Here is a 21,399-nt window from a genome sequence, read left to right as displayed (position 1 = left end):
ACATGAGCGAGGCACGAGTGCGACGGCTCGCCGGGCGGATCCACGAGCTCACCGCCGCGGCGCTGCGCAAGCAGGTCAAGGACCCGCGCCTGGGCATGGTGACCATCACCGACGCGCGGCTCACCAACGACCTTCGCGAGGCGACGGTCTACTACACCGTCCTCGGTGACGCCGAGGAGCGCGCGGCAAGCGCCGCGGCGCTGGAGAGCGCCAAGGGACTCATCCGCACGAGCGTGGGGCGGGCCCTGGGCCTGCGGCACACGCCGTCGCTGGCCTTCGTCACCGATGCGGTGCCCGAGCAGGTCCAGCACATCGACGAGCTGCTGGAGAAGGCCCGTGAGGCCGACGCCCAGGTGCAGCGCCAGGCCGCCGGGGCCCGGTACGCGGGTGAGGCCAACCCGTACCGGACCGCCGACGAGGACGAGGACGTCTGATCCACGGGGTGGGCGTGCCGGTCACGCCCGCCCGAACCAGAGGCCGAGCGCCGTACGAAGGCGCTCGGCCTCTTTTTCGTCTCCGGCCCTGGTGCTGAGGGCGAGATAGCCGTCGGGGCGGATCAGCAGCGTCTCGGCGTTGACGGTCTCCTCGGGTACGGCCGTGACGCTGTCCACGCGCGCCGACCACCCGGCGGCGACCGCACGGAGGTCGGCGCGGTCGGCGAGGTCGACGAACACCGGGCGTCCGGTGCGCAGGAGCTCGGCGAGCCGGACGGGCCCTTCGGCGGTCTTGAGGTTCAGGTCGGGGGCGAAGGCTCCCGCGTAGGGGTCGTCGGCCGGTCCGAGGTCGTAGGCGATGTCGGCGCCGCTGATCATGCCGCCGAGGAAGACGTTGACGTCGTCGAGGTGCATCATCTCGCGGAACAGTTCGCGCAGGGAGTCGGTGCGCGGGTCGGGGTTCATCAGGGCGACCTGGGCGCGCACGTTGGCCAGGACGCGGGCGGCGACAGGGTGCCGTTCGCGGTGGTAGGTGTCGAGGAGGCCGGCGGGGGCGTGCCCGGCGACCTCGGCGGCCAGTTTCCAGCCGAGGTTGACCGCGTCCTGCAGGCCGAGGTTGAGTCCCTGGCCGCCCGCCGGGAAGTGCACGTGGGCGGCGTCTCCGGCCAGCAGGACCCGCCCTCGGCGATACTCGGCGGCCTGGAGGGCGGCGTCGGTGAAGCGGGTCAGCCAGCGCGGGGAGTCCATGGGGACCGGGCGTCCGGTGATGCGCGACATCTCACCGCTCAGCTCGTCGAGAGTGACCGGGGAGCGGCGGTCGGGGTGGGGGCCGCGGAAGTCGTAGGTGGCGACGCGGCTGTGCCCGTAGGGGTTGGGCCAGACCATCGTCCAGCCCCTGGGCGTGCGCTGCCAGCCCTGTGGAGCGTCGTGGAGGTCGGTCAGCCGGACCTCGCCCATCAGCGCCGACAGGGTCGGCGGGGTGCCCTCGAAGCCGATCCCCGCCGCGCGCCGGATGGTGCTGCGGGCGCCGTCGGTGCCGACGGCCCAAGCCGCGGTGACCGTGCGGGCGCGTCCGGCGGAGTCGGTGACGTCCAGGCGGACGTGGTCGGTCTCCTCGGTGAGCCCGGTGACCTCGCTGTCGCGTTCGACGCGGGCTCCCAGGCGCGTGGCGAGCCGGGCGAAGACCTCCTCGGCGTAGGCCTGCGGGCTGCCGACCAGGGCGGGACCCTCGGTGACGACGCGGGAAAGGTCGAGGTCGAACATTCCGGCGAAGTGGAAGCGCACCGGGCGGCCGGGCCTCGCGCGGGCCAGACCGGGACCGGGCTGGACGGCTTCGAGGAGGCCGCGCCGGTCGAGTGTCTGGGCGGTGCGGGCGTGCAGCGTCCCGGCCTTGGACTCGCCGGTCGGGGCGGCCAGCTTCTCCAGCACGAGGGTGCGCACGCCGAGGCGGGCGAGTTCGGTCGCGAGCAGCATGCCGACGGGTCCGCCGCCGGCGATGGCGACGTCGGTGTCGAGGTCCATGGGGTCCCCTCAGGGAGGAAGAAGGTAGTTCGAGTTTGAACTATTGAACCGTACCAGAAGATTCGTACCGTCCGGCGCTCGCGTCAGTGTAAGGAATCCAGCTGACTTGACTCATTACATCAGCGGTGTCAGGATGGCCACGTGACCGCGACCGCCCCCGTCCCCGGCCCAGTGACACTGCGACGCATCTTCGCCCTCGCGATCCCCGCGCTCGTTGTGCTCGCCGCCGAACCCGTGTACGTCCTCGTCGACACCGCCGTCGTCGGACACCTCGGCCGCGTGCCCCTCGCCGCGCTCGCCATCGGCGGCGGCGTCATGAGCGCCGCGGCCTTCCTCGGCAACGTCCTCGCCTACGGCGGGACCGGCCGCGCCGCACGCCACTACGGCGCCGGCGACCGCGGGGCCGCCGTCGCCGCGGGCGTCCAGTCCACCTGGCTCGCCCTGGCCGCCGGCGTCCTCCTGGCCGCGTTCGTGCAGCTGTTCGCCGGACCCATCACGCGCGCGCTGGCGGGCAACGGACCCGACTCCGGCCAGATCGCCGCCGAGTCGGAGACCTGGCTGCGCGTGGCGATCCTCGGCGCGCCTTTCATCCTCGTCGCCCTCGCCGGCCAGGGGTGGATGCGCGGTATCCAGGAGACCCGCAAGCCGATGTACATCGTGCTGGCGGCCAACCTGCTCTCGGCGGTCATGGTCCCGCTGCTGGTGTACCCGGCCGGGCTCGGACTGGTCGGCTCGGCCATCGCCAACGTCGCCGCCCAAGCGGTCTCCGGACTGTTCTTCCTGCGCGCGATCGCCGCCGAGAAGGTCTCGCTGCGTCCCGACCTCGACGCCCTGCGCGGCCAGCTCGCGACCAGCCGCGACCTCATCGTGCGCGGCCTCGCCTTCCAGGTGTGCTTCCTGTCGGCGGCCTCGGTCGCCGCCCGCTTCGGGGCGGCGTCGCTCGCCGCCCACCAGATCGGCCTCCAGCTGTGGATGTTCTGCGCCTTCGCCCTCGACGCGGTCGCGATCGCCGCGCAGGCCCTCATCGGCGCCGACCTCGGCGCCGGCGACGCCGACCGGGCCCGGGCCACCGCCCGGCGCGTCGGGTGGATGGGCGTGGTCAGCGGCGGCTTCCTCGCCGTCGTGATCGGCGTCGGCGTGCTCTTCCTGCCCGGCCTGTTCACCTCCGACCCGGCCGTCCACGAACAGGCCTACGTCCTGTGGCCCTGGTTCGTGGCGATGATGCCCGTCGCCGGACTCGTCTTCGCCCTCGACGGTGTCTTCATCGGCGCCGGCGACGTGGCCTTCCTGCGCAACATGATCGTCGCCGCGGCGGCCGGATTCCTGCCGCTGATCTGGCTCGCCCACATCCTCGACCTCGGCCTCACCGGCATCTGGGTCGGCCTGGTCGTGTTCATGGTGATCCGCCTGACGGCACTGCTCCTGCGTCTGCGCGGAGGACGATGGGCGGTCACCGGCACCGCCGCCTAAGCTGGTCGATCGTGACTGAACCTACGCCCGGATTCGTGGTCGTCGACAAGCCCGGCGGGATGACCTCCCACGACGTCGTGGGCCGCATGCGCCGCCTGGCCAAGACCCGCAAGGTCGGACACGGCGGCACCCTCGATCCCATGGCCACCGGCGTGCTGGTGCTCGCCGTCGGGCGGGCCACCCGCCTGCTCACCTACGTCTCCGGCAGCGACAAGGCCTACGACGCCACCATTCGGCTCGGCCAGGCGACCGTCACCGACGACGCCGAGGGCGAGACCACCGCCACCGCCGACGCCTCCGGCGTCACCCGGGAGGCCGTCGAGGCGGTCCTTTCGCGCATGACCGGCGAGATCGACCAGGTGCCCAGCTCCGTCAGCGCCGTCAAGATCGACGGGAAGCGCTCCTACGCCCGCGTCCGCGCCGGTGAGGAGGTCGAACTCAAGGCCCGTCGCGTCACCGTCTCCCGCCTCGACGTCCACGACGTCGGCGCCGACGGTGAGGCCGTCGACATCGACGTGACCGTCGAGTGCTCCTCGGGGACCTACATCCGCGCCATCGCCCGCGACCTCGGCGCCGCCCTCGGTGTCGGCGGGCACCTCACCGCCCTGCGCCGCACCCGCGTCGGCGGCTTCACCCTCGCCGAGTCCCACACCCTCGAAGCGCTCGCCGAGCTCGACAATCCCGTGACCCTCGATCTGGCGGCCTCGGCCTCCCGGCTCCTGCCCCGCCGTGACGCCGACGAGGCCGAGACCAGGACCCTGGCCTTCGGCGGCTTCCTGGAGAAACAGGGAATCGACGGCCCCTACGCGGTCTACTCGCCCGCGGGGGCCGTCGTCGCCGTGGTGCGCGAGGAGCGTGGCAAGGCACGACCGGAGATCGTCCTCACCACGCCCCAGGAGCTCTGAGGGCTCGCGCTCCTAGTCGAGCTTCGCCTGGCGGACCTTGCGGATCGACAGTGCGGTGACCGCCGCGGCCAAGGCGAGGACGCCGCTGGCGGTGAAGGTCGGTTCGAGGCCGAAGGCGTCGACGGCGGCACCGGTCGCGGCGATCGCCAGCGGGGTGATGCCGAGGTTGGCGAACATCGACACGCTGGCCACCCGGCCCCGGTAGGCGTCGTCGGTGTTGGACTGGGTCAGCGTGGACGAGGTGACCCCGACGATCCCGGCGATGAGCCCGGTGATCACGGTCGCGGTGACGGCGAGGGTCAGGGTTGGGGCGAAACCGAGGCCGATCATGCAGGCCCCCTCGACCAGGGCGCCGCCGGCGATCAGGAAGCCGACGCGGCCCTTCGGCTTGAACTTCAGCATGGTCAGCGCCGAGGCGGCCGCGCCGATGCCGAAGCCGGCGAGCAGGACGCCGATGCCGCCCGAGCCCCAGCCGCGGGCGTCGGCCACCAGCGCCAGGCCGACGTTCATCGGGCCGACGAAGCCGAGGTTCAGCAGCAGCGAGACCACCATCAGGCCGCCGACGAGCCGGTTGCGGCGCAGGTAGGCGAAGCCGTCGCGAAGGGCGGCGGTGGTCTTCTTCGGGGCCTCGGTGGTGGTCTCCAGCGGGCGGGGGTGAACGGTCCACAGCATGATCGCCGACAGGCCGAAGGTCACCGCGTCGACGAGGGCGGCCAGGGGCAGCCCGCCGACGGCGACCAGCACACCGCCGAGCGGAGCGCCGAGAGTCAGGGCGGCACGCGAGGTCAGCTCGCGCAGCGCCGCGCCGCTGGAGTACTGCTTCTTGTCGAGCAGTCGGGGCTGGATGGCGCCGGCTGCGGGCATGAACAGCGCGTCTGCGGCACCGAAGACCAGGGACACGACCACCAGCAGCGCGATGCTCGGGCTCCACAGCGCGATGCCGGCGGCGGCCAGCACGATCACGCCGCGCACCAGGTCGGAGCCGATCATGAGCTTGCGGGGGCCGAAACGGTCGACGAAGACTCCGCCGAACAGCATCAGCGCGAGCCGCGGGATCGCCGAGACAGCCAGTACGACGCCGGCGACGGCGGGGGAGGCGAGCTGCACGGCGGCCCAGGAGAGGGCCACGTACCAGACCTGGTCGCCGATGATCGAGACGGTCTGCCCGCCGATGTAGCGCAGGTAGGCGGGTTCACGGAAAGCGGGGCGGGCGGGGGGAGCCATGGGGGCGGTGACGGTCACGTCGGTTCCTCGCAGTCTGCGGCGGCCCGTTTTCGGGCGTGAGGGGGCGCGCCGAGAGGGTGGGCTCGGCGGTGGGTGCGCTGTGTGGTTCTAGAAGGGCCGGGGGAGCGGTGGGGTCACGGGCGCTCGGGGAAGTTGTGCGTGAAGAGGAAGACGGACTCGCGGTTCTCCACGCGGCCCTCGGCGCGCGCCTCCCGGCCGCGCTTCGACCACTTCACGACCAGTGCGGTCAGCTCGTCGTTGAGTTCGGCGAGCTCCTCGGGCGTGAGGAAGAGCGTCGACTCCGACGAGGTCGCCACCCGGTTCCAGGGGGCGCCCCACTCGTCGCGGTCCTTTTCCCACTGGACCGCGCGCTCGAACTCGTCGGCGATCATCTGGCGCTTCACCGTGTCGGCGATGGCGCGGGCCTCGGGGGTGTCGAAGTCGGCGGTGTCCCAGGTGCTCGACCCGGGGGTCGTCCGCCACCAGCGCTCGCGGCGGTCCTTGGCCAGTTCGGGGGCCTCCTCGATGAAGCCGTGCTTGGCCAGCTCGCGCAGGTGGTAGCTGATCTGGCCGGGGTCGCTGTCGGTCTTCTTGGCGAGCACACCGGCCGTCGAGGGGCCGAGCTGGGAGAGCAGCCGGTACAACCTGCGGCGCAGGGGCTGGGCCATCGCCTTGAGGGTCTCGGGCGAGGTGATCTTCCGCATCTCGGTCATGGGGCAACAGTAGATCCAGTAAAAAAGTTCCGCAATAGTTTTTCCAGAACTTTTTTACTGGATCTTGGGAGGTGTCGATCGCGTGTCGCCGCACACACCCCCACGCCAAGGGCCGAGCCGCCTTCCCGGCGTGAAAAGATGGCGATCATGCAGCGATGGCGTGGCGTGGACGCGACCCCCGCGGACTGGGGCCGTTCCGTGGTGACGATCGGCGTCTTCGACGGCGTCCACCTGGGACATCGGGAGATCATCCGGCGAGCGGTGGCCGACGCGAAGGAGCGCGGACTGCGCAGTGTCGTGCTCACGTTCGACCCGCACCCCGCGGCCGTCGTGCGCCCGGGCGCGCAGCCACTGATCCTCACCGAACTGGAGCACAAGGGCGACCTGCTCGCCGAACTCGGTGTCGACGGTATGTGCGTGGTGCCCTTCACTCACGAGTTCTCCCAGCTCGCGGCCGAGTCGTTCGTGCACGACGTGCTCGTCGAGCACCTGCACGCCGCGGTGGTCGTGGTCGGGGAGAACTTCCGCTTCGGACACAAGGCCGCCGGCGACGTGACGATGCTCACCGAACTGGGCCGGACCTTCGGTTTCAGCGTCGACGCCGTGCCCCTGGCGGCGCAGAACGGCGAACTGGAGACCGTCTACAGCTCCACCTATGTGCGCTCGTGTGTCGCCGCCGGTGACGTCGAGGCCGCCGCCGCGGCCCTCGGCCGCCCGCACCGGGTGAGCGGCCTGGTCGTGCGGGGCGCCAACCGGGGCGGCTCGCAGCTCGGCTTCCCGACCGCGAACCTGCACCACGCACCGGATGTGGCCGTTCCCGCCGACGCGATCTACGCCGGCTGGCTGACCCGCGCCGTCGACGGCAAACCCCTGCCCGCCGCGATCAGCGTCGGCACGAACCCGACCTTCGCCGGACGCGAGCGCACCGTCGAGGCGCACATCATCGACTTCTCCGGCGACCTCTACGGCGAGCACGTCTCGCTCGACTTCGTCGAACGGCTGCGCGAGCAGCGCACCTACGACGCCCTCGAACCGCTGATCGCCCAGATCACCGAGGACGTGGCCGAGTCGGGGAAGATCCTGGGCCTGTTAGGCTTAGACGGTCCGCTGTGAGCGGATCACTCCTGTGTGCCTGCACGACGCCGCGGGGCATGGGAATTTCCTGTTCGAAAACCCACTAAGGGAGATCATGGCGCTCGATACAGCCGCCAAGGCCGAAATCATGACCCAGTACGCCACCGCCGAAGGTGACACCGGGTCCCCCGAGGTCCAGGTCGCGGTCCTGTCCAAGCGGATCAGCGACCTCACCGAGCACCTCAAGGTTCACAAGCACGACCACCACAGCCGCCGCGGCCTTCTGCTGCTGGTCGGCCGTCGCCGTCGCCTGCTGAAGTACCTGCAGAAGACCGACATCACCCGCTACCGGTCGATCATCGAACGGCTCGGTCTGCGGCGATAAGCCACTCCGGGGGAGCGACACGAGGTCGCTCCCCCGAGTCATACGGTCACCCGCTGCTCATGCCGGGTACCGTGCAAAAAAGAGAAGCGGCGCGTCGCAGCCGTCGGCGTACCGGTCCTCGGTAGTGGCGTCCGGGCAACAAGACAGCCCGTGCGCTTCGATCGAAGACCGGCCGCGGACCGCTCCACCAAGACGACGTGCCTTGACACGAAGGAGCTGTAGACACACATGTCCGCAGAATCAACCCCGCGTATTCCCGAGGTAACCGAACTCGGTACGCACACCGCGACGGCGACCGTCGACAACGGGAGCTTCGGCACCCGGGAGATCACCTTCTCCACAGGTCGCCTCGCCCGTCAGGCCGGCGGTTCCGTCCTCGCGCAGCTCGGTGACACCGTCGTCCTCTCGACGACCACCGCCAGCAAGGCGCCCAAGGAGCACTTCGACTTCTTCCCGCTGACGGTCGACGTCGAAGAGCGCATGTACGCCGCGGGCCGGATCCCCGGTTCGTTCTTCCGCCGCGAAGGCCGCCCCAGCGAGGACGCCGTCCTCACCTGCCGCCTCATCGACCGCCCGCTGCGCCCCAGCTTCATCAAGGGTCTGCGCAACGAGGTCCAGGTCGTCGAGACGGTCCTGGCCCTCGACGAGGCGCACCCCTACGACGTGGTGGCCATCAACGCCGCCTCGGCGTCGACGAAGCTGTCGGGCCTGCCCTTCTCCGGCCCGATCGGCGCCACCCGCGTCGCGCACATCGACGGCCAGTGGGTCGCCTTCCCGACCCACGCCGAACTCGAGCGCGCCACCTTCGACATGGTCGTCGCCGGCCGCGTCACCGAGGCGGGCGAGGTCGCGATCATGATGGTCGAGGCCGAGGCCACCGAGAAGACGATCGCGCTGGTCGCCGGCGGCGCCGCCGCCCCGACCGAGGAGGTCGTCGCCTCCGGGCTCGAAGCCTCCAAGGCCGCCATCAAGGAACTCTGCCGCGCGCAGGCCGCCCTCGCCGAGGTCGCCGCCAAGCCGGTCCGCGAGTTCCCGGTCTTCCTCGACTACCAGGACGACGTCTTCGCCGCCGTCGAGTCGGCGATCTCCGCCGAACTCGGCGAGGCGCTGACCATCGCCGACAAGCAGGACCGCGAGGCCAAGCTCGACCAGGTCAAGGAACTCGCCCACGAGAAGGTGGACGCGTCCTTCCCCGAGCGCGAGAAGGAGGTCGGCGCGGCCATCCGCTCGCTGACCAAGAAGCTGGTCCGCAACCGCGTCCTGCGCGACAAGGTCCGCATGGACGGCCGCGGCACCCGCGACATCCGCTCGCTCAACGCCGAGGTCCGCGTCCTCCCGCGCGTGCACGGCTCCGCCCTGTTCGAGCGCGGCGAGACCCAGATCCTGGGCGTCACCACGCTGAACATGCTGCGCCTTGAGCAGGCCCTGGACACCCTGTCCCCGGTCACCAAGAAGCGCTACATGCACAACTACAACTTCCCGCCCTACTCGACCGGTGAGACCGGCCGTGTCGGTTCCCCCAAGCGCCGCGAGATCGGCCACGGAGCGCTCGCCGAGCGCGCCCTGGTCCCGGTCCTGCCGGCCCGCGAGGAGTTCCCCTACGCGATCCGCCAGGTCTCCGAGGCCCTCGGGTCGAACGGTTCGACCTCCATGGGTTCGGTCTGCGCCGCGACGATGTCCCTCATGTCGGCCGGTGTGCCGCTGAAGGCTCCCGTCGCCGGTATCGCCATGGGCCTCATCTCCGACGAGGTCGACGGCAAGACCGAGTACGTGACGCTGACCGACATCCTCGGAGCCGAGGACGCCTTCGGTGACATGGACTTCAAGGTCGCCGGCACGCGTGAGTTCGTCACCGCCCTGCAGCTCGACACCAAGCTCGACGGCATCCCGTCGGACGTCCTGGCCGCGGCTCTCCAGCAGGCCAACGAGGCCCGCCACGCGATCCTCGACGTCATGGGCGAGGCCATCGCCACCACCGGCGAGATGGCCGACTCGGCGCCTCGCGTCACCACGGTGAAGATCCCGGTCGACAAGATCGGCATGGTCATCGGCCCGAAGGGCCAGACGATCAACGGCATCACCGAGGAGACCGGTGCCGACATCTCCATCGAGGACGACGGCACGATCTACGTCGGCGCGACCAACGGTCCCGCCGCCGAGGCCGCCGTGGCGATGATCAACGGGATCGCCAACCCGACACTGCCCGAGATCGGCGACCGCTTCCTCGGCACCGTGGTGAAGACCGCCGCCTTCGGCGCGTTCATCTCCCTGGTGCCCGGGCGCGACGGTCTGCTGCACATCTCGAAGATCGGCGACGGCAAGCGCATCGAGAAGGTCGAGGACGTGCTCAACGTCGGCGACAAGATCGAGGTCGCGATCGCCGACGTCGACAACCGCGGCAAGATCTACCTGGACAAGGTCTACCCCGAAGGCCAGGAGCCCCCGAAGCGCCCGGCCGGCGGACGCCCCGAGGGCGACCGCGGACCCCGTTCGGACCGCGGCGACCGCGGACCGCGCGGCGACCGTGGACCCCGCAGCGACCGCGGTGACCGCGGCCCGCGCCGCGACGACGCCCCCCGTGAGGGTGGCGACGCCGACGGCGGCAACGAGGGCGGCGGAGAAGGCGGCGAAGGCGACGGCGACGGCCCGCGCCGGGAACGTCGTCGGCATCGCTGACCCGGACCCGACAATCGAATGAGCGACGCTTTCACCCGCACTCTCGCGGATGACCCGCTGGGCGGCACGGTACGACGTACCGTGCTGCCCAGCGGGCTGCGCATCCTCACCGAGTCGATCCCCGCCATGCGCAGCGTTTCGGTCGGCGTGTGGGTGGGGATCGGCTCGCGGGACGAGTCCGAAGAGTTCTCCGGTGCCTCGCATTTCCTGGAGCACCTCCTCTTCAAGGGCACCACCCGCCGGTCCGCGCTGGACATCACCGCCGAGATCGAGGCCGTCGGCGGCGACACCAACGCGTTCACCGCCAAGGACCACACCTGCTTCTACGCGCGCGTCCTCGACGAGGACCTGCCGCTGGCCGTCGACGTCCTCGGCGACCTGATCTGCGACTCCCTCCTCGAAGAGGACGACGTCGAGACCGAGCGCGGCGTGATCCTCGAAGAGATCGCCATGCACGACGACGAGCCCGACGACGCCGTGCACGACATGCTCGCCACCGCGGTGTTCGGCGAGCACCCGCTCGGACGCGAGATCTCCGGGACCGTCGAGACCATCGAGTCGATGACCCGCGCCCGTGTCAACGACTTCTACCGGCAGCGCTACACCGCGCCCAACATCGTGATCGCCGCCGCCGGGAACCTCAGCCACACCCAGGTCGTCGACCTGGTGGCGAGCGCGTTCGCGCCACTGGCGGCCGCCGACTCGGCGCCTTCCCCGATCCGCTCGGCATTCGAGCCCGTCGCCGACATCGGCCCGGTCCTCACCGTCGAGCGCAAGGACACCGAGCAGGCGCACCTGGTCATCGGCTCGCGCGGTCTGGCCCGTCAGGACTCGCGGCGTTTCGCCCTCGACGTGCTCACCCAGGTGCTGGGCGGGGGCATGTCGAGTCTGCTGTTCCAGCGCATCCGCGAGGAGCGCGGCCTGGCCTACTCGGTGTACGCCTACACCGCCGGCTACGCCGAGACCGGGCTGCTCGGCGTCTACGCCGGGTGCCAGCCGGGCAAGGCCGAGCAGGTCCTCGACCTGACGATGGCCACCCTCGACGAGGTGCTCAAGGACGGCTGCGTCGAGATCGACGTGGCCCGCGCCAAGGGCGCCCTGAAGGGCTCGCTGGTCCTCGCCATGGAGGACACCAGTTCCCGGATGAGCCGCCTCGGCAAGGGCGAGCTGCTCTTCGGTGACCTGCTCAGCCTCGACGAGCTGCTCGTCCGGGTCGACGCGGTCACGGTCGAAGACGTCCGGGGTGTGGCCTCCGAGGTCCTCGGCCGGCCGCGTTCGCTGGCCGCGATCGGGCCCTTCGACGCCAGTCAGTTCACTTGGCCCGGCGGTCGCTGACCGCCGCACCGCACGTGAGGAGAAGACCGTGAGCGACGTGACCGAACCGCTGCGGGTCGGCGTGATCGGCGCCAGGGGCCGGATGGGCACCGAGGTGTGCAAGGCCGTCGACGCCGCCGCCGACATGGAGCTGGTCGCGATGGTCGACGAGGGCGAGTGGCTGTCGGCGATCTCCGACGCCTCCGCCGACGTCGTCGTCGACTTCACCCGCCCCGACGTGGTGATGGACAACCTCCACTGGTGCGTCGAGCAGGGCGTCAACGTGGTCGTGGGCACCTCGGGTTTCACGCCCGAGCGCGTCAAGCGGGTGGAGGACTGGCTCGCGGCGAAGCCCGGGGTCGGTGTGGTCATCGCTCCCAACTTCGGGATCGGGGCCGTGCTGATGATGCAGTTCGCGGCCCGGGCGGCGCGGCACTTCGAGTCGGCCGAGATCATCGAACTGCACCACCCGAACAAGGTCGACGCCCCCAGCGGGACGGCCACCCACACCGCCGAGCTGATCGCCGAGGCGCGTGCCCAGGCCGGTCTCGGTGAGCAGCCTGACGCGACGACGCAGGCTCTCGACGGGGCCAGGGGGGCGTCGGTCGAGGGCGTGCGCGTCCACTCGATCCGCTCGGCCGGTTTCGTCGCGCACCAGGAGGTCGTGTTCGGAGGCGCGGGGGAGACCCTGACGATCCGCCACGACTCGGTGGACCGCGCGTCCTTCATGCCCGGCGTGCTGCTGGCGGTGCGCGAGGTGGTCGGGCGTCCCGGTCTGACGCACGGGCTCGACGATCTGCTGGACTGAACGTGCGAGCGGTCGCCGCGCATCCCTTGGGCGCGCGGCGATCGCTGTATTAGACGGACCACATGCGACATTCACGGGCGGGCGGGTTGCCGGCCGGGCCGACTACGATGTCCGGATGTCCCCCAAGCCCTTCACCAGAGCTCTAGCGTGCGTCGCCGTCTCATCGACGGCCGCGTTCGCGCTGTCCGGTTGCGGCGCCGAGGAATCCGGTGCCGGCGACGCGTTCGGCCGGGTGGCCGAGGACAGCGGCCACATCGCCTGGGTCATGCTGCTCGCGACGCTCGGCGGTTTCGGCCTCGCCGCTTTGGTGATCTGGCTGGTGATTCGGCGCAAGCGCGCGGCCGAGGTCCGGGCGCGGCAGGTGAAGAAGCCCGCCGACGTACCGGTGTTCCGTGCGGCGGTGGTCGCGACGGGGAACGTGCCGACGGTCCCGCCGGGGGAGCGGACCAGTCTGCCCAGGCGAAAGCCGGCGCAGGACCGCGGCGGGGAGGGCGCGGCACCGGCGGTGCCGCCCGGCGTCGCCTCGGTTCCCGAGCCCGCGCGGATGCGCTCGGAGATCCGTCCGCAGCCGCCGGCCAAAGCGGTCTCGCCGCCGAAGCCGAGGATCGTCGAGGGTCTCGTGCCGGAGCCGACCAGGCTCGAACCGGCCGTGCGCCGGGAGTTCCTCGCCGACCCGACCGAGCCGACCGAGAAGCAGGCGGCGGTGCGGGAGGTTCCCGTCGCCGAGGAGGCCGACCCGGGGGAGACCCGCGTGCTGCGGGCGGTGCGGCCCGAGGACTTGGACGGCGCCTCCGCCGAGCCGGAGGTGAAGTCCGCGCCGGTCCTCGAACCGACGAAGATCCAGCCGGCCGTGCGCCTTGAGGACCTGGAGAGCCCGGCCAGCGCCCCCGTGAGCGACGAGCGACCGCCGGCCGTGGAGAACAAGGCCGAGGCCGCCGCAGAGCCGCAGCGGCCAACGGAGGGCACCGAACAGGAGGAGCCCGAGGCGGCTTCGGTCGTCGTGGCGGCCGGCGACGAGGTCGTGGAACTGCCCGTCGTGGAACCTTCCGGTGCCCGCGAGGACGGCCCCGGTGACCAGGCCGAGCCCGCCGGACCGGCCGAGCCGACCGTCGTGTTCCGCGCGGTGACGTTGCCCGAGGACGACGAGCCCGCGAAGTCCGGCGCGCACGAGGACGTCCCGGCCGAGCCCGAGGCCCCTGAGCCGGAGCCCACGCCCCAGCCTGAGACGCCGTCGTCCGAGGTCGAGGAGGCGAGCCCTCCCGCTGCCGCACAGGACGATCCGGCCGACCCCGCCGACAGCGCGCGTGACGACGCCGTGGCGACTTCGGACACCGTCGAGCGAGACAAGGCCGAGCCCCGGCCGTCGACGGCCGAGCCCGAAGCGGCGGAGGCCGCCGAAGCGGCGCCGAAGCCCGAGTCCCGCCCCAAGACCACCGGCCGTGCCAAGGCGCCGGCACCCCCCGAGCCTCCGGTCGTGCCCGGCCAGCGCCCGGTCTTCCCCGAGTGGCCCACCGAGCCGTTCATGATCCCGCCGAAGCAGCCGCCCGCCGAGTAGGGAGCCCCGCGGGTTCCTGCTGCGCAGCGCCGAGCCCGGCGACGCCACCGACCTCGCCGGGCTGCACCACCGGTGCTGGCAGGAGGCCTACCGCGACCTCGTTCCCGCCTCGGCACCGGCCATCATGGACACCCCGCAGAGGCGGTGACGCGCTGGCGGACCCGCGCGAGCGCGGCCTGTCGCCGGTGCGGTCGTGGGCCATGGACGACAACGAACGGGCGGCGCGCTTCTACCGAGGGCACGGTGTCGCCCCCGACGGGAAAACGGCCGTCCTCGACTTCAACGGGGCCGCGCCGCCACTCGTGCGCTACACGCTGGCGACGGGCTGAGCCGGCGGCGCCGCGGCCGACTTCTCCGGTTCGCCGGACTTCCAGGGGATCGGCCACCACACGCCCGGCCGGGAGTCGGTGTCGTCGACTCCCTTGCGCACGGGCATCCACAGCAGCAGCGCCACGAGCGCGAAGACATAGGTGTTCTCGGCGAGGAACCAGGCGAACCCGTGGTCCCAGTGCTTGCCCGGCTCCTCGGCGAACAGCCACACGAAGCCGTACATGAACGGCAGGTACGCGAACAGCGCCAGGCCGCCGTAGGACCACAGTCTTCGCCGCGACATGCGCCGCCGGTCGGTGCGCATGACGTCGAGGATGATCAGCAGGGCCGGCACGATCCAGTAGATGTGGTGGGTCCACGACACCGGCGACATCAGGATCCCGACGATGCCGGTGATGGTCAGCCCGGCGATCTCGTCACCGGCGCGGACGGCCTTGGCGGCCTTCCACATGCCGTAGACCACGACCAGCGCGACGAGCGCGATCCACAGCCACTGCGGGTAGGCGGCGGGGTCGAAGATGCGGGCCAGCAGGCCCGCGATCGACTGGTTGGACGTGTTGTCGTTGTGGCCGACGCGCCCGGAGTCCCAGGCCGTGATCAGCCAGAACCGGATCGACATGCGGGGGTCGACCAGGACGGCGAGGAGGGACACGGCCGCGGCGGTCACGATCGAACCGGCGGCCGCCCGCCATCGTCTCGTCACCAGCAGGTACACGATGAAGATGCCCGGCGTGAGCTTGATCGCCGTCGCCAGGCCGATGCCGATCCCGGCGAGGGAGGACTTGCGGCGCACGAGGAAGAGCACGTCGCCGAGCACGAGGGCGATCAGCATCAGGTTGACCTGGCCGAAGCTCAGCGTCTCGCGGATCGGTTCGACGCTGACGATGAAGCAGCCGGCGACCACCAGCCCGAGCCACAGCGGGATCTTGTGGCGCCGCAGCAGTGGGGTGACCAGCCAGTACGTGGTGATCGCGAGGCACACGACCATCGCGCAGATGTGCGTCCACTTCGCCATGTCCCACGGCAGGGCGCCCATGGGCGCCATCAGGATCGACGCGAACGGCGGGTACGTGTACCCGAGCGTGCCGTTGATGACGTCTTCCTGCCAGTAGTCGTAGACGTTGCCGCCGGCCAGCCAGTAGCGCACGGCCTTGCGGTAGATGCGCAGGTCGAACAGGCGGTGATGGCCGCCGTAGGTCGACACGAGATACCAGGTGAGCGCGACGAGCGCGGCGGCGCCGGTGATCTGGGCCGGGAGCAGCCAGCGCGGCCGGCGGGGGCGTTCGGGGGCCGCTGAGTCGCCGTCCCGCTTCGCCTCGACCACTGCCACCTCTCTCAACAAGCTCCACAACCCCAACCGGTGCCGTCAACGGCACATGATCGTGCCCGTACCCTTGCCGCATGGCGCTCGGTTTTGTCCGTCCGGCCCGTGCAGAGGACGCGGCCGAGATCGCACGGCTTCAACTCCTCACCTGGCGAACCGCGTACACACGGCTCATCCCCCCGCACATTCTCGACCGGCTCGACAAGTCCTGGCTGACCGAACGCTGGCTCGCCGCGGTGTCCTCTCCGCCGACTCCCGGGCACCACGTCCTGGTCGCCGTCGAGCAGTCGGAGCCCGGCGCGCGGGTCGTCGGATTCGCGGCGATCGGTCCAGCCGACGACGATACCGCAGCACCCGGTGATCCCAACCGACAGGAGCGCCCCGCGGGGCCGCTCGCCGCCGTCACCGATCTGTTGGTGGAACCGCGTTTCGGCAGGCGCGGACACGGCAGCCGGCTGCTGTCGGCGGCCATGGCCCACTGGAGCGACGACGGCTTCGCCTCGGCGTGGGCCTGGGCTTTCGCCGAGGACCCGGCCGTGACGGGCTTCCTCAAGTCGGCCGGGTGGGAGTACGACGGCGCCACCAGGGGCCTCGACATGGACGGCGTGGTCGTGGTCCAGCGGCGACTGCATGTGTCCGTACCCGAACGCGACGGGGAAGATCGATTACGATCAGGTCGTGATCACGAAGCGTAATCGGATGGGCGACCGGTCGTACACGCTGAAGCGGGTCCTCGCCGCCTGCGCGCTGGCCCTCGCCGGGGCGCTGGCGCTCGGCGGCTGTGTCAAGTTCGACATGAACGTCTCCGTCAACCGTGACGACACGGTCAGCGGGACGCTCGTCGTCGCCTTCGACAAGGCCGTCCTCGACCGTCTCGGCTCCGACGTCGACCCGCTCGGCGGCGCCCCGCCGCAGGGTGTGACCAGCCAGAAGGCCTACGACGACGGGACCTTCGAGGGAGTCGAGTACACCTTCGAGAACACACCGCTGTCGCAGTTCAACGACAGCGACCCCAACGCCGGCGACTACATCCGCATCGAGCGCGACGGCCAGAACTACGTCCTGTCGGGCGTCTTCGACACCAACTACCAGCCGCCCGGCGACGGCAGTCCCCTCGACCAGGCGATCGAGGCGTCCATGCCCCGCGCCGACATGCGGGTCGCGGTCAGCTTCCCCGGCACGATCGTCAGCTCCAACGGGGAAGTGTCCGGCAACGGCAAGACCGTGTCGTGGCAGCTGGCGATGGGCGAGCGCAACGAACTCGACGCCGTCGCCGGTCCCGGCGGCAACCCGGAACTGGCGTTGTGGGTCCTGTGGATCAGCCTCGCGGCGGTGGTCGTCGTCCTCGCGCTGATCGTCTTCCAGCTGATGCGGGTGAGCCTGCGGCGGTGATCGGCGGTTCTTTGTCACACCGGCCCGCTAATCTGCGCCCGTGGCCTCCATCCGCAAGACGACCATCTCCAACGCCGAGGCGCGCCGTATCGCCCTGGCAGCTCAGGGCTTCGGCGAGCCCCGCCCCAGCGCGGTGCCGACGGTGCGGCACCTGCGAAAGGTGCTCGCCCGCACCAACGCCCTCCAGATCGACTCGATCAACGTCCTGGTGCGCGCCCACTACATGCCGGTCTTCTCCCGGCTGGGGCCCTACGCGACCCAGCTCGTCGACCGCGCGGCCTACGAGGGCAAGCGCGAACTCTTCGAGTACTGGGGGCACGCCGCCTCGCTGCTGCCCGTCCGGCTCCAGCCGCTCCTGAGGTGGCGGATGGCGGCCGCCGACGAGGCCGCCTGGGGCGCCATGAAGAACGTCAACCGCGACCACCGCGACTTCGTTCGGCGCGTCAAGGAGGTCGTCGCCGAGCACGGCCCGCTGCCCGCGCGCGGCATCGAGGCCGTCCTCGCCCAGGAGGACGCCTCCCTGCTGGTCCGCCGCAAGGACAACTGGGGCTGGAACTGGGGCGCGGTCAAGGCAGCCCTCGAGTACCTGTTCTGGACCGGCGAGGTCACCACGGCCGCCCGCCCGAACTTCGAGCGCTCCTACGGCCTGACCGAGCATGTCCTGCCGCCGGAGATCATCGCCACCCCCACCCCGCCGATCGACGTCGCCCACCGCGAGCTCATGGCGCTGTCGGCCGAGTCTCTCGGCGTCGCCACCGAAGGGGATCTGCGCGACTACTTCCGCCTCAAGCCGCAGGCCGCCCGTGAGGCGATCGCCGCCCTGGTCGAGGAGGGGACCATCATCCCCGTCCAGGTGGAGGGGTGGGCCAAACCGGCCTACGTGCACGCCGAGGCGAAGGTGCCGCGCGCCGTGCGCGCCGCTGCGCTGGTGAGTCCCTTCGACCCGTTGGTGTGGGAGCGGGACCGGACCCTGCGCCTGTGGGACTTTCACTACCGGATCGAGATCTACGTGCCGGAGGCCAAGCGCAAGCACGGCTACTACGTGCTGCCCTTCCTGCTCGACGAGATGCTCGCCGCCCGCGTCGACCTCAAGGCCGACCGGCGTGAGAGCGTCCTGCGCGTGCCTTCCGCGTGGCGCGAGCCGCACGTCACCGAGGCCGACGCCGGGCGGGTCGCGGCCGAACTCGCCGAGGAGCTGCGCCGCATGGCCCGGTGGCTGGGGCTGGAGAAGGTGGAGGCCCCGGCCCGGGGCGACTTCGCCCGGGAGCTGTCGGCCGCGCTGTGATCTGGCGCGGCGGTGCCGGGCGGGCGCGCAGTAGGGTGAAGACGTCTCGGCAGAGGCCCGCCGGTGGATCGGCGGCGGCCGGGAGCGCGGACGGTACGGTTTCGAAAGGACCTGCGATGACCGAGGCGGCCACCGCCCCCCAGGAGAACGCGCCGGCGGAGGCGCCGGAAGCGGTCTCGCCGTGCGGTCCGGACTGCCAGGTGCACCCGGTGCACCAAGCGGTCGTCCTCGGCCCGGACGGGCGCTACTACCCGGCCCCCGTGGTGCCCCGCAAGGACCCCACGAAGATCGGCCGCCTGGTCAACCGGATCGTCAACGGACCGGCCTGGCTGGCGCCGCTGGCGCTGCTGGTGTGCGTGTCCCTGCCGATCTCCTATGTCCTGACCAACAACCCGACCGACGCCGAGCCCGATCTCGGCGCGTGCGCGTTCAAGCTGGTCACCGGCTTCGACTGCCCGGGCTGCGGCGGGACCCGCGCGCTCTGGTACCTCTTGCACGCGAATCTGCCCGAAGCCGCCCGCTACCACGCCGTCGCGGTCTTCGCCGCGCCGTTCCTGGCCTACATGTACCTCTCGTGGGCGTGGCGGCGGATGTTCCCCAACGCCCGGGTCACCCTGCCGAAACTGAAGTTCGGGCCGAACACGGTCAGCGTCTTCCTTGCCGTGTGGGGTGTGTTCTGGGTGATCCGGAACCTGCCGTGGGCGCCCTTCACGAACCTGTACGTATGAGCCGAGGGCGACCGCCTCGTGGCGACCGCCCTCCGATGGATGTAGCCCCGCATCCTGCGGGCTCGCCCGGCTCAAGCCTGGCTGCGCACGACCTCGATGTCCCCGCTGACCGTGCGGACCTGGAGGTTCAAGTCCGGCGACGAGACCGCGACGGGCGTGTCGCCGACCGCCAGGTCGCTGCTGGTGCGCCCGCTGGTGCTGCTCAGGTCGAGCCACACGCCGGTGCCCTTGGCGACCCCCACCGAGACCTCCCCGGAGACGGTACGGATCTTGTAGACGCCCCGCAGGCCCTGCCGGACGAGCACGTCGCCGGAGGCGGTGGTGGCCGAGACGGAGTCGCGGGCCTCGCCGATGCGCACGTCGCCGCTGGCCGAGCGGGCGGTGATCTCGCCCGAGGCGCGGTCGATCTCCACGTCGCCCGAGGCGGTGTTGGCGTGCACGTGGCCGTCACTGCTGACGATCTTCACGTCGCCGCTGCCGGAGTTGGCGTTGACCTCGCCGGCCTCGGCGACATGGATGGATCCGCTGGCGGCGGTGATGGTGACCTTGCCCGCACGCCCGCGAAGTGTGACGTCGGCCGAGGCGGACTTGGCCCGCACGTTCGAGCCGACCGGCACGCGCACGGTGATCCGAAGTGAGGGGAGACGCTTGAACAGCCAGCCGATGCCGGCCTCGGGTGTGCGCAGGATCAGCGTGTCACCGTCGAAGTTGACCTCGGTGGCCTCGGCGGCTTCCCGCGCGTGGTGGTCGTTGGCGTTGTGGGGAGCGACGTCGACATGGACCGACTCGCGCTCCTCGACGGTGATGTCGAGGGTTCCCGACCCGATGCCGATGTCGGTGTTCACCGGGGAGGCGCAAGGGAAATCTGGCATGGCATTCCTATTCGGACGAGTGACTTCAGGCCTGGGCGTAACCGGTGATGCGGCGGCCGAAACGGGCCCGCCCGGTCGTGGAGCTGGTCGGCGGACCGCCGTGCACGGAGGCGTTGATGGCGCGGACCAGCCAGGCGTTGACCGAGATGCTCTCGGCCGAGGCGGCCTGCTCGACGGCCTCCTTGAGCTGCTCGGGGAGGCGCAGGGTGATCCGGGCGACGTCGCCGGAGTCGCCGGAACTGGTCGGGGGAGGGGCGGGCGCGGCGGCGGGGGCGTCGGTGACGACCATGTCGGCCTGGCGTCCGCGCATGCGGACCTCGACGGTCGCGGGGTGCCCGCTCTTGTCGAGCTCGTCGGTGATCTCGTCGGCCGCGGCGGACAGGACCTCCATCATCGACAGCCGGATGGCGGCCTCGATGGACCCGGCCAGCAGCTCCGCGGTGCGGGTGACGTCCTCGCCGCCCGGTGCCGCACTGCTGACGAAGTCGCGACGGAGAGTTTCGAGATAAGGGCTCAAATCCATGACGCCAGTATGACACCTCCAGTGGCGTCATGCAATGCCAACCCAGCACAGAACTATTCTCAAGGCCAATCAACCGTCACTGATCGAGGGGCTACACCGTGTCCGCTGAGCCGGTAACCACCACGCCAGAGTTCAGGCTCATCGCCTGGACCCATTTCGAGCCCCCGGCGGACGTGCCGTGGTCGACCGACGCCGAGGGCGGCGAGGCGCTCGCCGAGTTCGCCGGCCGCGCGTGCTATCAGTCGTGGAAGAAGCCGAACCCGGCCACCGCCACCAACGCCGGCTACCTGGAGCACATCCTCCAGGTCGGCCACCTCTCGGTGCTGGAGCACGGCTCGGCGACCTTCTACATGACCGGCATCTCCCGCTCGCTCACCCACGAGCTGATCCGCCACCGCCACTTCTCCTACAGCCAGCTCTCGCAGCGCTATGTGCCCGAGCGCGACGCCATGATGGTCGAGCCCGACGTCATCGCCGACGATCCCGAGCTGCACGCGAAGTTCCTCTCCGCCGCCGCGGCGTCCCAGCAGGCCTACATCGAGCTCCTCGAAGGCCTGGAGAAGAAGTTCGCCGACGTCCCCAACGCCACGCTGCGCCGCAAGCAGGCCCGCCAGGCCGCGCGCTCGGTGCTGCCGAACGCCACCGAGACCCGCATCGTCGTCACCGGCAACTACCGCGCCTGGCGCCACTTCGTCGGGATGCGCGCCACCGAGCACGCCGACGTCGAGATCCGCGCCGCCGCGGTGTCCTGCCTGCGCGAACTGCAGAAGGCCGCGCCGAACGTCTTTCGCGACTTCACGATCACCGCGCTCGAGGACGGCACCGAAGTGGCCAGCAGCCCGTACGTGCACGAAGGCTGATCGGGC

At 71.0% G+C, this 21,399-nt stretch carries 21 protein-coding genes; 15 read left to right on the top strand and 6 right to left on the bottom strand.

The window, feature by feature from the left end; genetic code table 11:
- Positions 1-2: 2 nt before the first annotated feature.
- Positions 3-434: a 30S ribosome-binding factor RbfA gene (rbfA, locus tag AB0I28_RS35295; protein ID WP_357500086.1), complete on the top strand. Its 432-nt coding sequence runs from the start codon at positions 3-5 to the stop codon at positions 432-434.
- Positions 435-455: 21 nt separating this feature from the next.
- On the opposite strand, the gene AB0I28_RS35290 is transcribed toward rbfA, so the two are convergent.
- Entirely contained in the window at positions 456-1,955 is a 1,500-nt protein-coding gene (locus tag AB0I28_RS35290; protein ID WP_357500084.1) for an FAD-dependent monooxygenase, read from the bottom strand.
- Positions 1,956-2,096: 141 nt separating this feature from the next.
- Between AB0I28_RS35290 and AB0I28_RS35285 the strand changes: the two genes are divergently transcribed.
- Together AB0I28_RS35285 and truB are read left to right on the top strand one after the other, a co-directional pair.
- On the top strand, positions 2,097-3,425 hold the full coding sequence (locus AB0I28_RS35285) for an MATE family efflux transporter (protein ID WP_357500083.1): 1,329 nt from the start codon (positions 2,097-2,099) through the stop codon (positions 3,423-3,425).
- The gene (truB, locus tag AB0I28_RS35280; protein ID WP_357500082.1) at positions 3,398-4,330 is read left to right on the top strand and encodes a tRNA pseudouridine(55) synthase TruB; all 933 of its coding nucleotides are present in this window, start codon (positions 3,398-3,400) and stop codon (positions 4,328-4,330) included. The genes AB0I28_RS35285 and truB overlap by 28 nt, the downstream gene beginning before the upstream one ends.
- Positions 4,331-4,342: 12 nt before the next feature.
- Here the strand turns inward: truB and AB0I28_RS35275 are convergent, their stop codons facing one another.
- Together AB0I28_RS35275 and AB0I28_RS35270 are read right to left on the bottom strand one after the other, a co-directional pair.
- Positions 4,343-5,572, bottom strand: a complete 1,230-nt coding sequence (locus tag AB0I28_RS35275) for an MFS transporter (protein WP_357500080.1) — start codon at positions 5,570-5,572, stop codon at positions 4,343-4,345.
- Positions 5,573-5,688: 116 nt separating this feature from the next.
- Positions 5,689-6,267 carry a helix-turn-helix domain-containing protein gene (locus tag AB0I28_RS35270; RefSeq protein ID WP_357500079.1) on the bottom strand — a complete coding sequence of 193 codons (579 nt, stop codon included), beginning with the start codon at positions 6,265-6,267 and terminating at the stop codon, positions 5,689-5,691.
- 147 nt (positions 6,268-6,414) lie between these two features.
- On the opposite strand from AB0I28_RS35270, the gene AB0I28_RS35265 reads away from it, so the two are divergent.
- From AB0I28_RS35265 to AB0I28_RS35235, 7 genes are all read left to right on the top strand, one after another.
- Positions 6,415-7,380, top strand: a complete 966-nt coding sequence (locus AB0I28_RS35265) for a bifunctional riboflavin kinase/FAD synthetase (RefSeq protein WP_357500078.1) — start codon at positions 6,415-6,417, stop codon at positions 7,378-7,380.
- A gap of 76 nt (positions 7,381-7,456) precedes the next feature.
- Positions 7,457-7,726 (top strand): 30S ribosomal protein S15, encoded by a 270-nt coding sequence (gene rpsO, locus AB0I28_RS35260; protein ID WP_357500076.1) that lies wholly within the window; start codon positions 7,457-7,459, stop codon positions 7,724-7,726.
- A 228-nt stretch (positions 7,727-7,954) separates the two neighbouring features.
- A complete protein-coding gene (locus AB0I28_RS35255) occupies positions 7,955-10,402 on the top strand; it encodes a polyribonucleotide nucleotidyltransferase (RefSeq protein WP_357500075.1) in 2,448 nt (815 codons plus the stop codon).
- Positions 10,403-10,420: 18 nt separating this feature from the next.
- Positions 10,421-11,737: a pitrilysin family protein gene (locus AB0I28_RS35250; RefSeq protein WP_357500073.1), complete on the top strand. Its 1,317-nt coding sequence runs from the start codon at positions 10,421-10,423 to the stop codon at positions 11,735-11,737.
- A 28-nt stretch (positions 11,738-11,765) separates the two neighbouring features.
- Positions 11,766-12,524 carry a 4-hydroxy-tetrahydrodipicolinate reductase gene (gene dapB / locus AB0I28_RS35245; RefSeq protein ID WP_357500071.1) on the top strand — a complete coding sequence of 253 codons (759 nt, stop codon included), beginning with the start codon at positions 11,766-11,768 and terminating at the stop codon, positions 12,522-12,524.
- A 115-nt stretch (positions 12,525-12,639) separates the two neighbouring features.
- Positions 12,640-14,079 carry a hypothetical protein gene (locus tag AB0I28_RS35240; protein WP_357500069.1) on the top strand — a complete coding sequence of 480 codons (1,440 nt, stop codon included), beginning with the start codon at positions 12,640-12,642 and terminating at the stop codon, positions 14,077-14,079.
- Positions 14,080-14,279: 200 nt separating this feature from the next.
- Positions 14,280-14,408, top strand: a complete 129-nt coding sequence (locus tag AB0I28_RS35235; protein WP_357500068.1) for a hypothetical protein — start codon at positions 14,280-14,282, stop codon at positions 14,406-14,408.
- Here AB0I28_RS35235 and AB0I28_RS35230 read toward each other — a convergent pair.
- Positions 14,387-15,739 (bottom strand): glycosyltransferase 87 family protein, encoded by a 1,353-nt coding sequence (locus AB0I28_RS35230; RefSeq protein ID WP_357500149.1) that lies wholly within the window; start codon positions 15,737-15,739, stop codon positions 14,387-14,389. The two genes, AB0I28_RS35235 and AB0I28_RS35230, sit on opposite strands and share 22 nt — an antisense overlap.
- A 71-nt stretch (positions 15,740-15,810) precedes the next feature.
- On the opposite strand from AB0I28_RS35230, the gene AB0I28_RS35225 reads away from it, so the two are divergent.
- The 4 genes from AB0I28_RS35225 to AB0I28_RS35210 all read left to right on the top strand — a co-directional run bounded on the left by AB0I28_RS35225 (position 15,811) and on the right by AB0I28_RS35210 (position 19,138).
- Positions 15,811-16,428, top strand: a complete 618-nt coding sequence (locus AB0I28_RS35225) for a GNAT family N-acetyltransferase (protein WP_357500066.1) — start codon at positions 15,811-15,813, stop codon at positions 16,426-16,428.
- A complete protein-coding gene (locus AB0I28_RS35220) occupies positions 16,412-17,125 on the top strand; it encodes a hypothetical protein (RefSeq protein ID WP_357500064.1) in 714 nt (237 codons plus the stop codon). The genes AB0I28_RS35225 and AB0I28_RS35220 overlap by 17 nt, the downstream gene beginning before the upstream one ends.
- A gap of 49 nt (positions 17,126-17,174) precedes the next feature.
- Complete coding sequence (locus AB0I28_RS35215) at positions 17,175-18,410, top strand: crosslink repair DNA glycosylase YcaQ family protein (RefSeq protein WP_357500147.1); 1,236 nt, start codon at positions 17,175-17,177, stop codon at positions 18,408-18,410.
- A 116-nt stretch (positions 18,411-18,526) separates the two neighbouring features.
- On the top strand, positions 18,527-19,138 hold the full coding sequence (locus AB0I28_RS35210) for a DUF2752 domain-containing protein (protein WP_357500062.1): 612 nt from the start codon (positions 18,527-18,529) through the stop codon (positions 19,136-19,138).
- A 71-nt stretch (positions 19,139-19,209) separates the two neighbouring features.
- Here the strand turns inward: AB0I28_RS35210 and AB0I28_RS35205 are convergent, their stop codons facing one another.
- Both AB0I28_RS35205 and AB0I28_RS35200 read right to left on the bottom strand, forming a co-directional pair.
- Positions 19,210-20,010: a DUF4097 family beta strand repeat-containing protein gene (locus AB0I28_RS35205; protein ID WP_357500060.1), complete on the bottom strand. Its 801-nt coding sequence runs from the start codon at positions 20,008-20,010 to the stop codon at positions 19,210-19,212.
- A 25-nt stretch (positions 20,011-20,035) separates the two neighbouring features.
- On the bottom strand, positions 20,036-20,533 hold the full coding sequence (locus AB0I28_RS35200) for a toxin-antitoxin system HicB family antitoxin (RefSeq protein ID WP_357500058.1): 498 nt from the start codon (positions 20,531-20,533) through the stop codon (positions 20,036-20,038).
- 98 nt (positions 20,534-20,631) lie between these two features.
- Here AB0I28_RS35200 and thyX point away from each other — a divergent pair, with 98 nt between their 5' ends.
- Complete coding sequence (thyX, locus tag AB0I28_RS35195) at positions 20,632-21,393, top strand: FAD-dependent thymidylate synthase (protein WP_357500056.1); 762 nt, start codon at positions 20,632-20,634, stop codon at positions 21,391-21,393.
- Positions 21,394-21,399: the final 6 nt, after the last annotated feature.

Source organism: Phytomonospora sp. NPDC050363 (genome assembly GCF_040655735.1).
In the GTDB taxonomy this organism is placed as follows: domain Bacteria; phylum Actinomycetota; class Actinomycetes; order Mycobacteriales; family Micromonosporaceae; genus Phytomonospora.
Note: the sequence above shows the minus strand (reverse complement) of the source record. Positions and strands in the feature narration are given on the sequence as shown.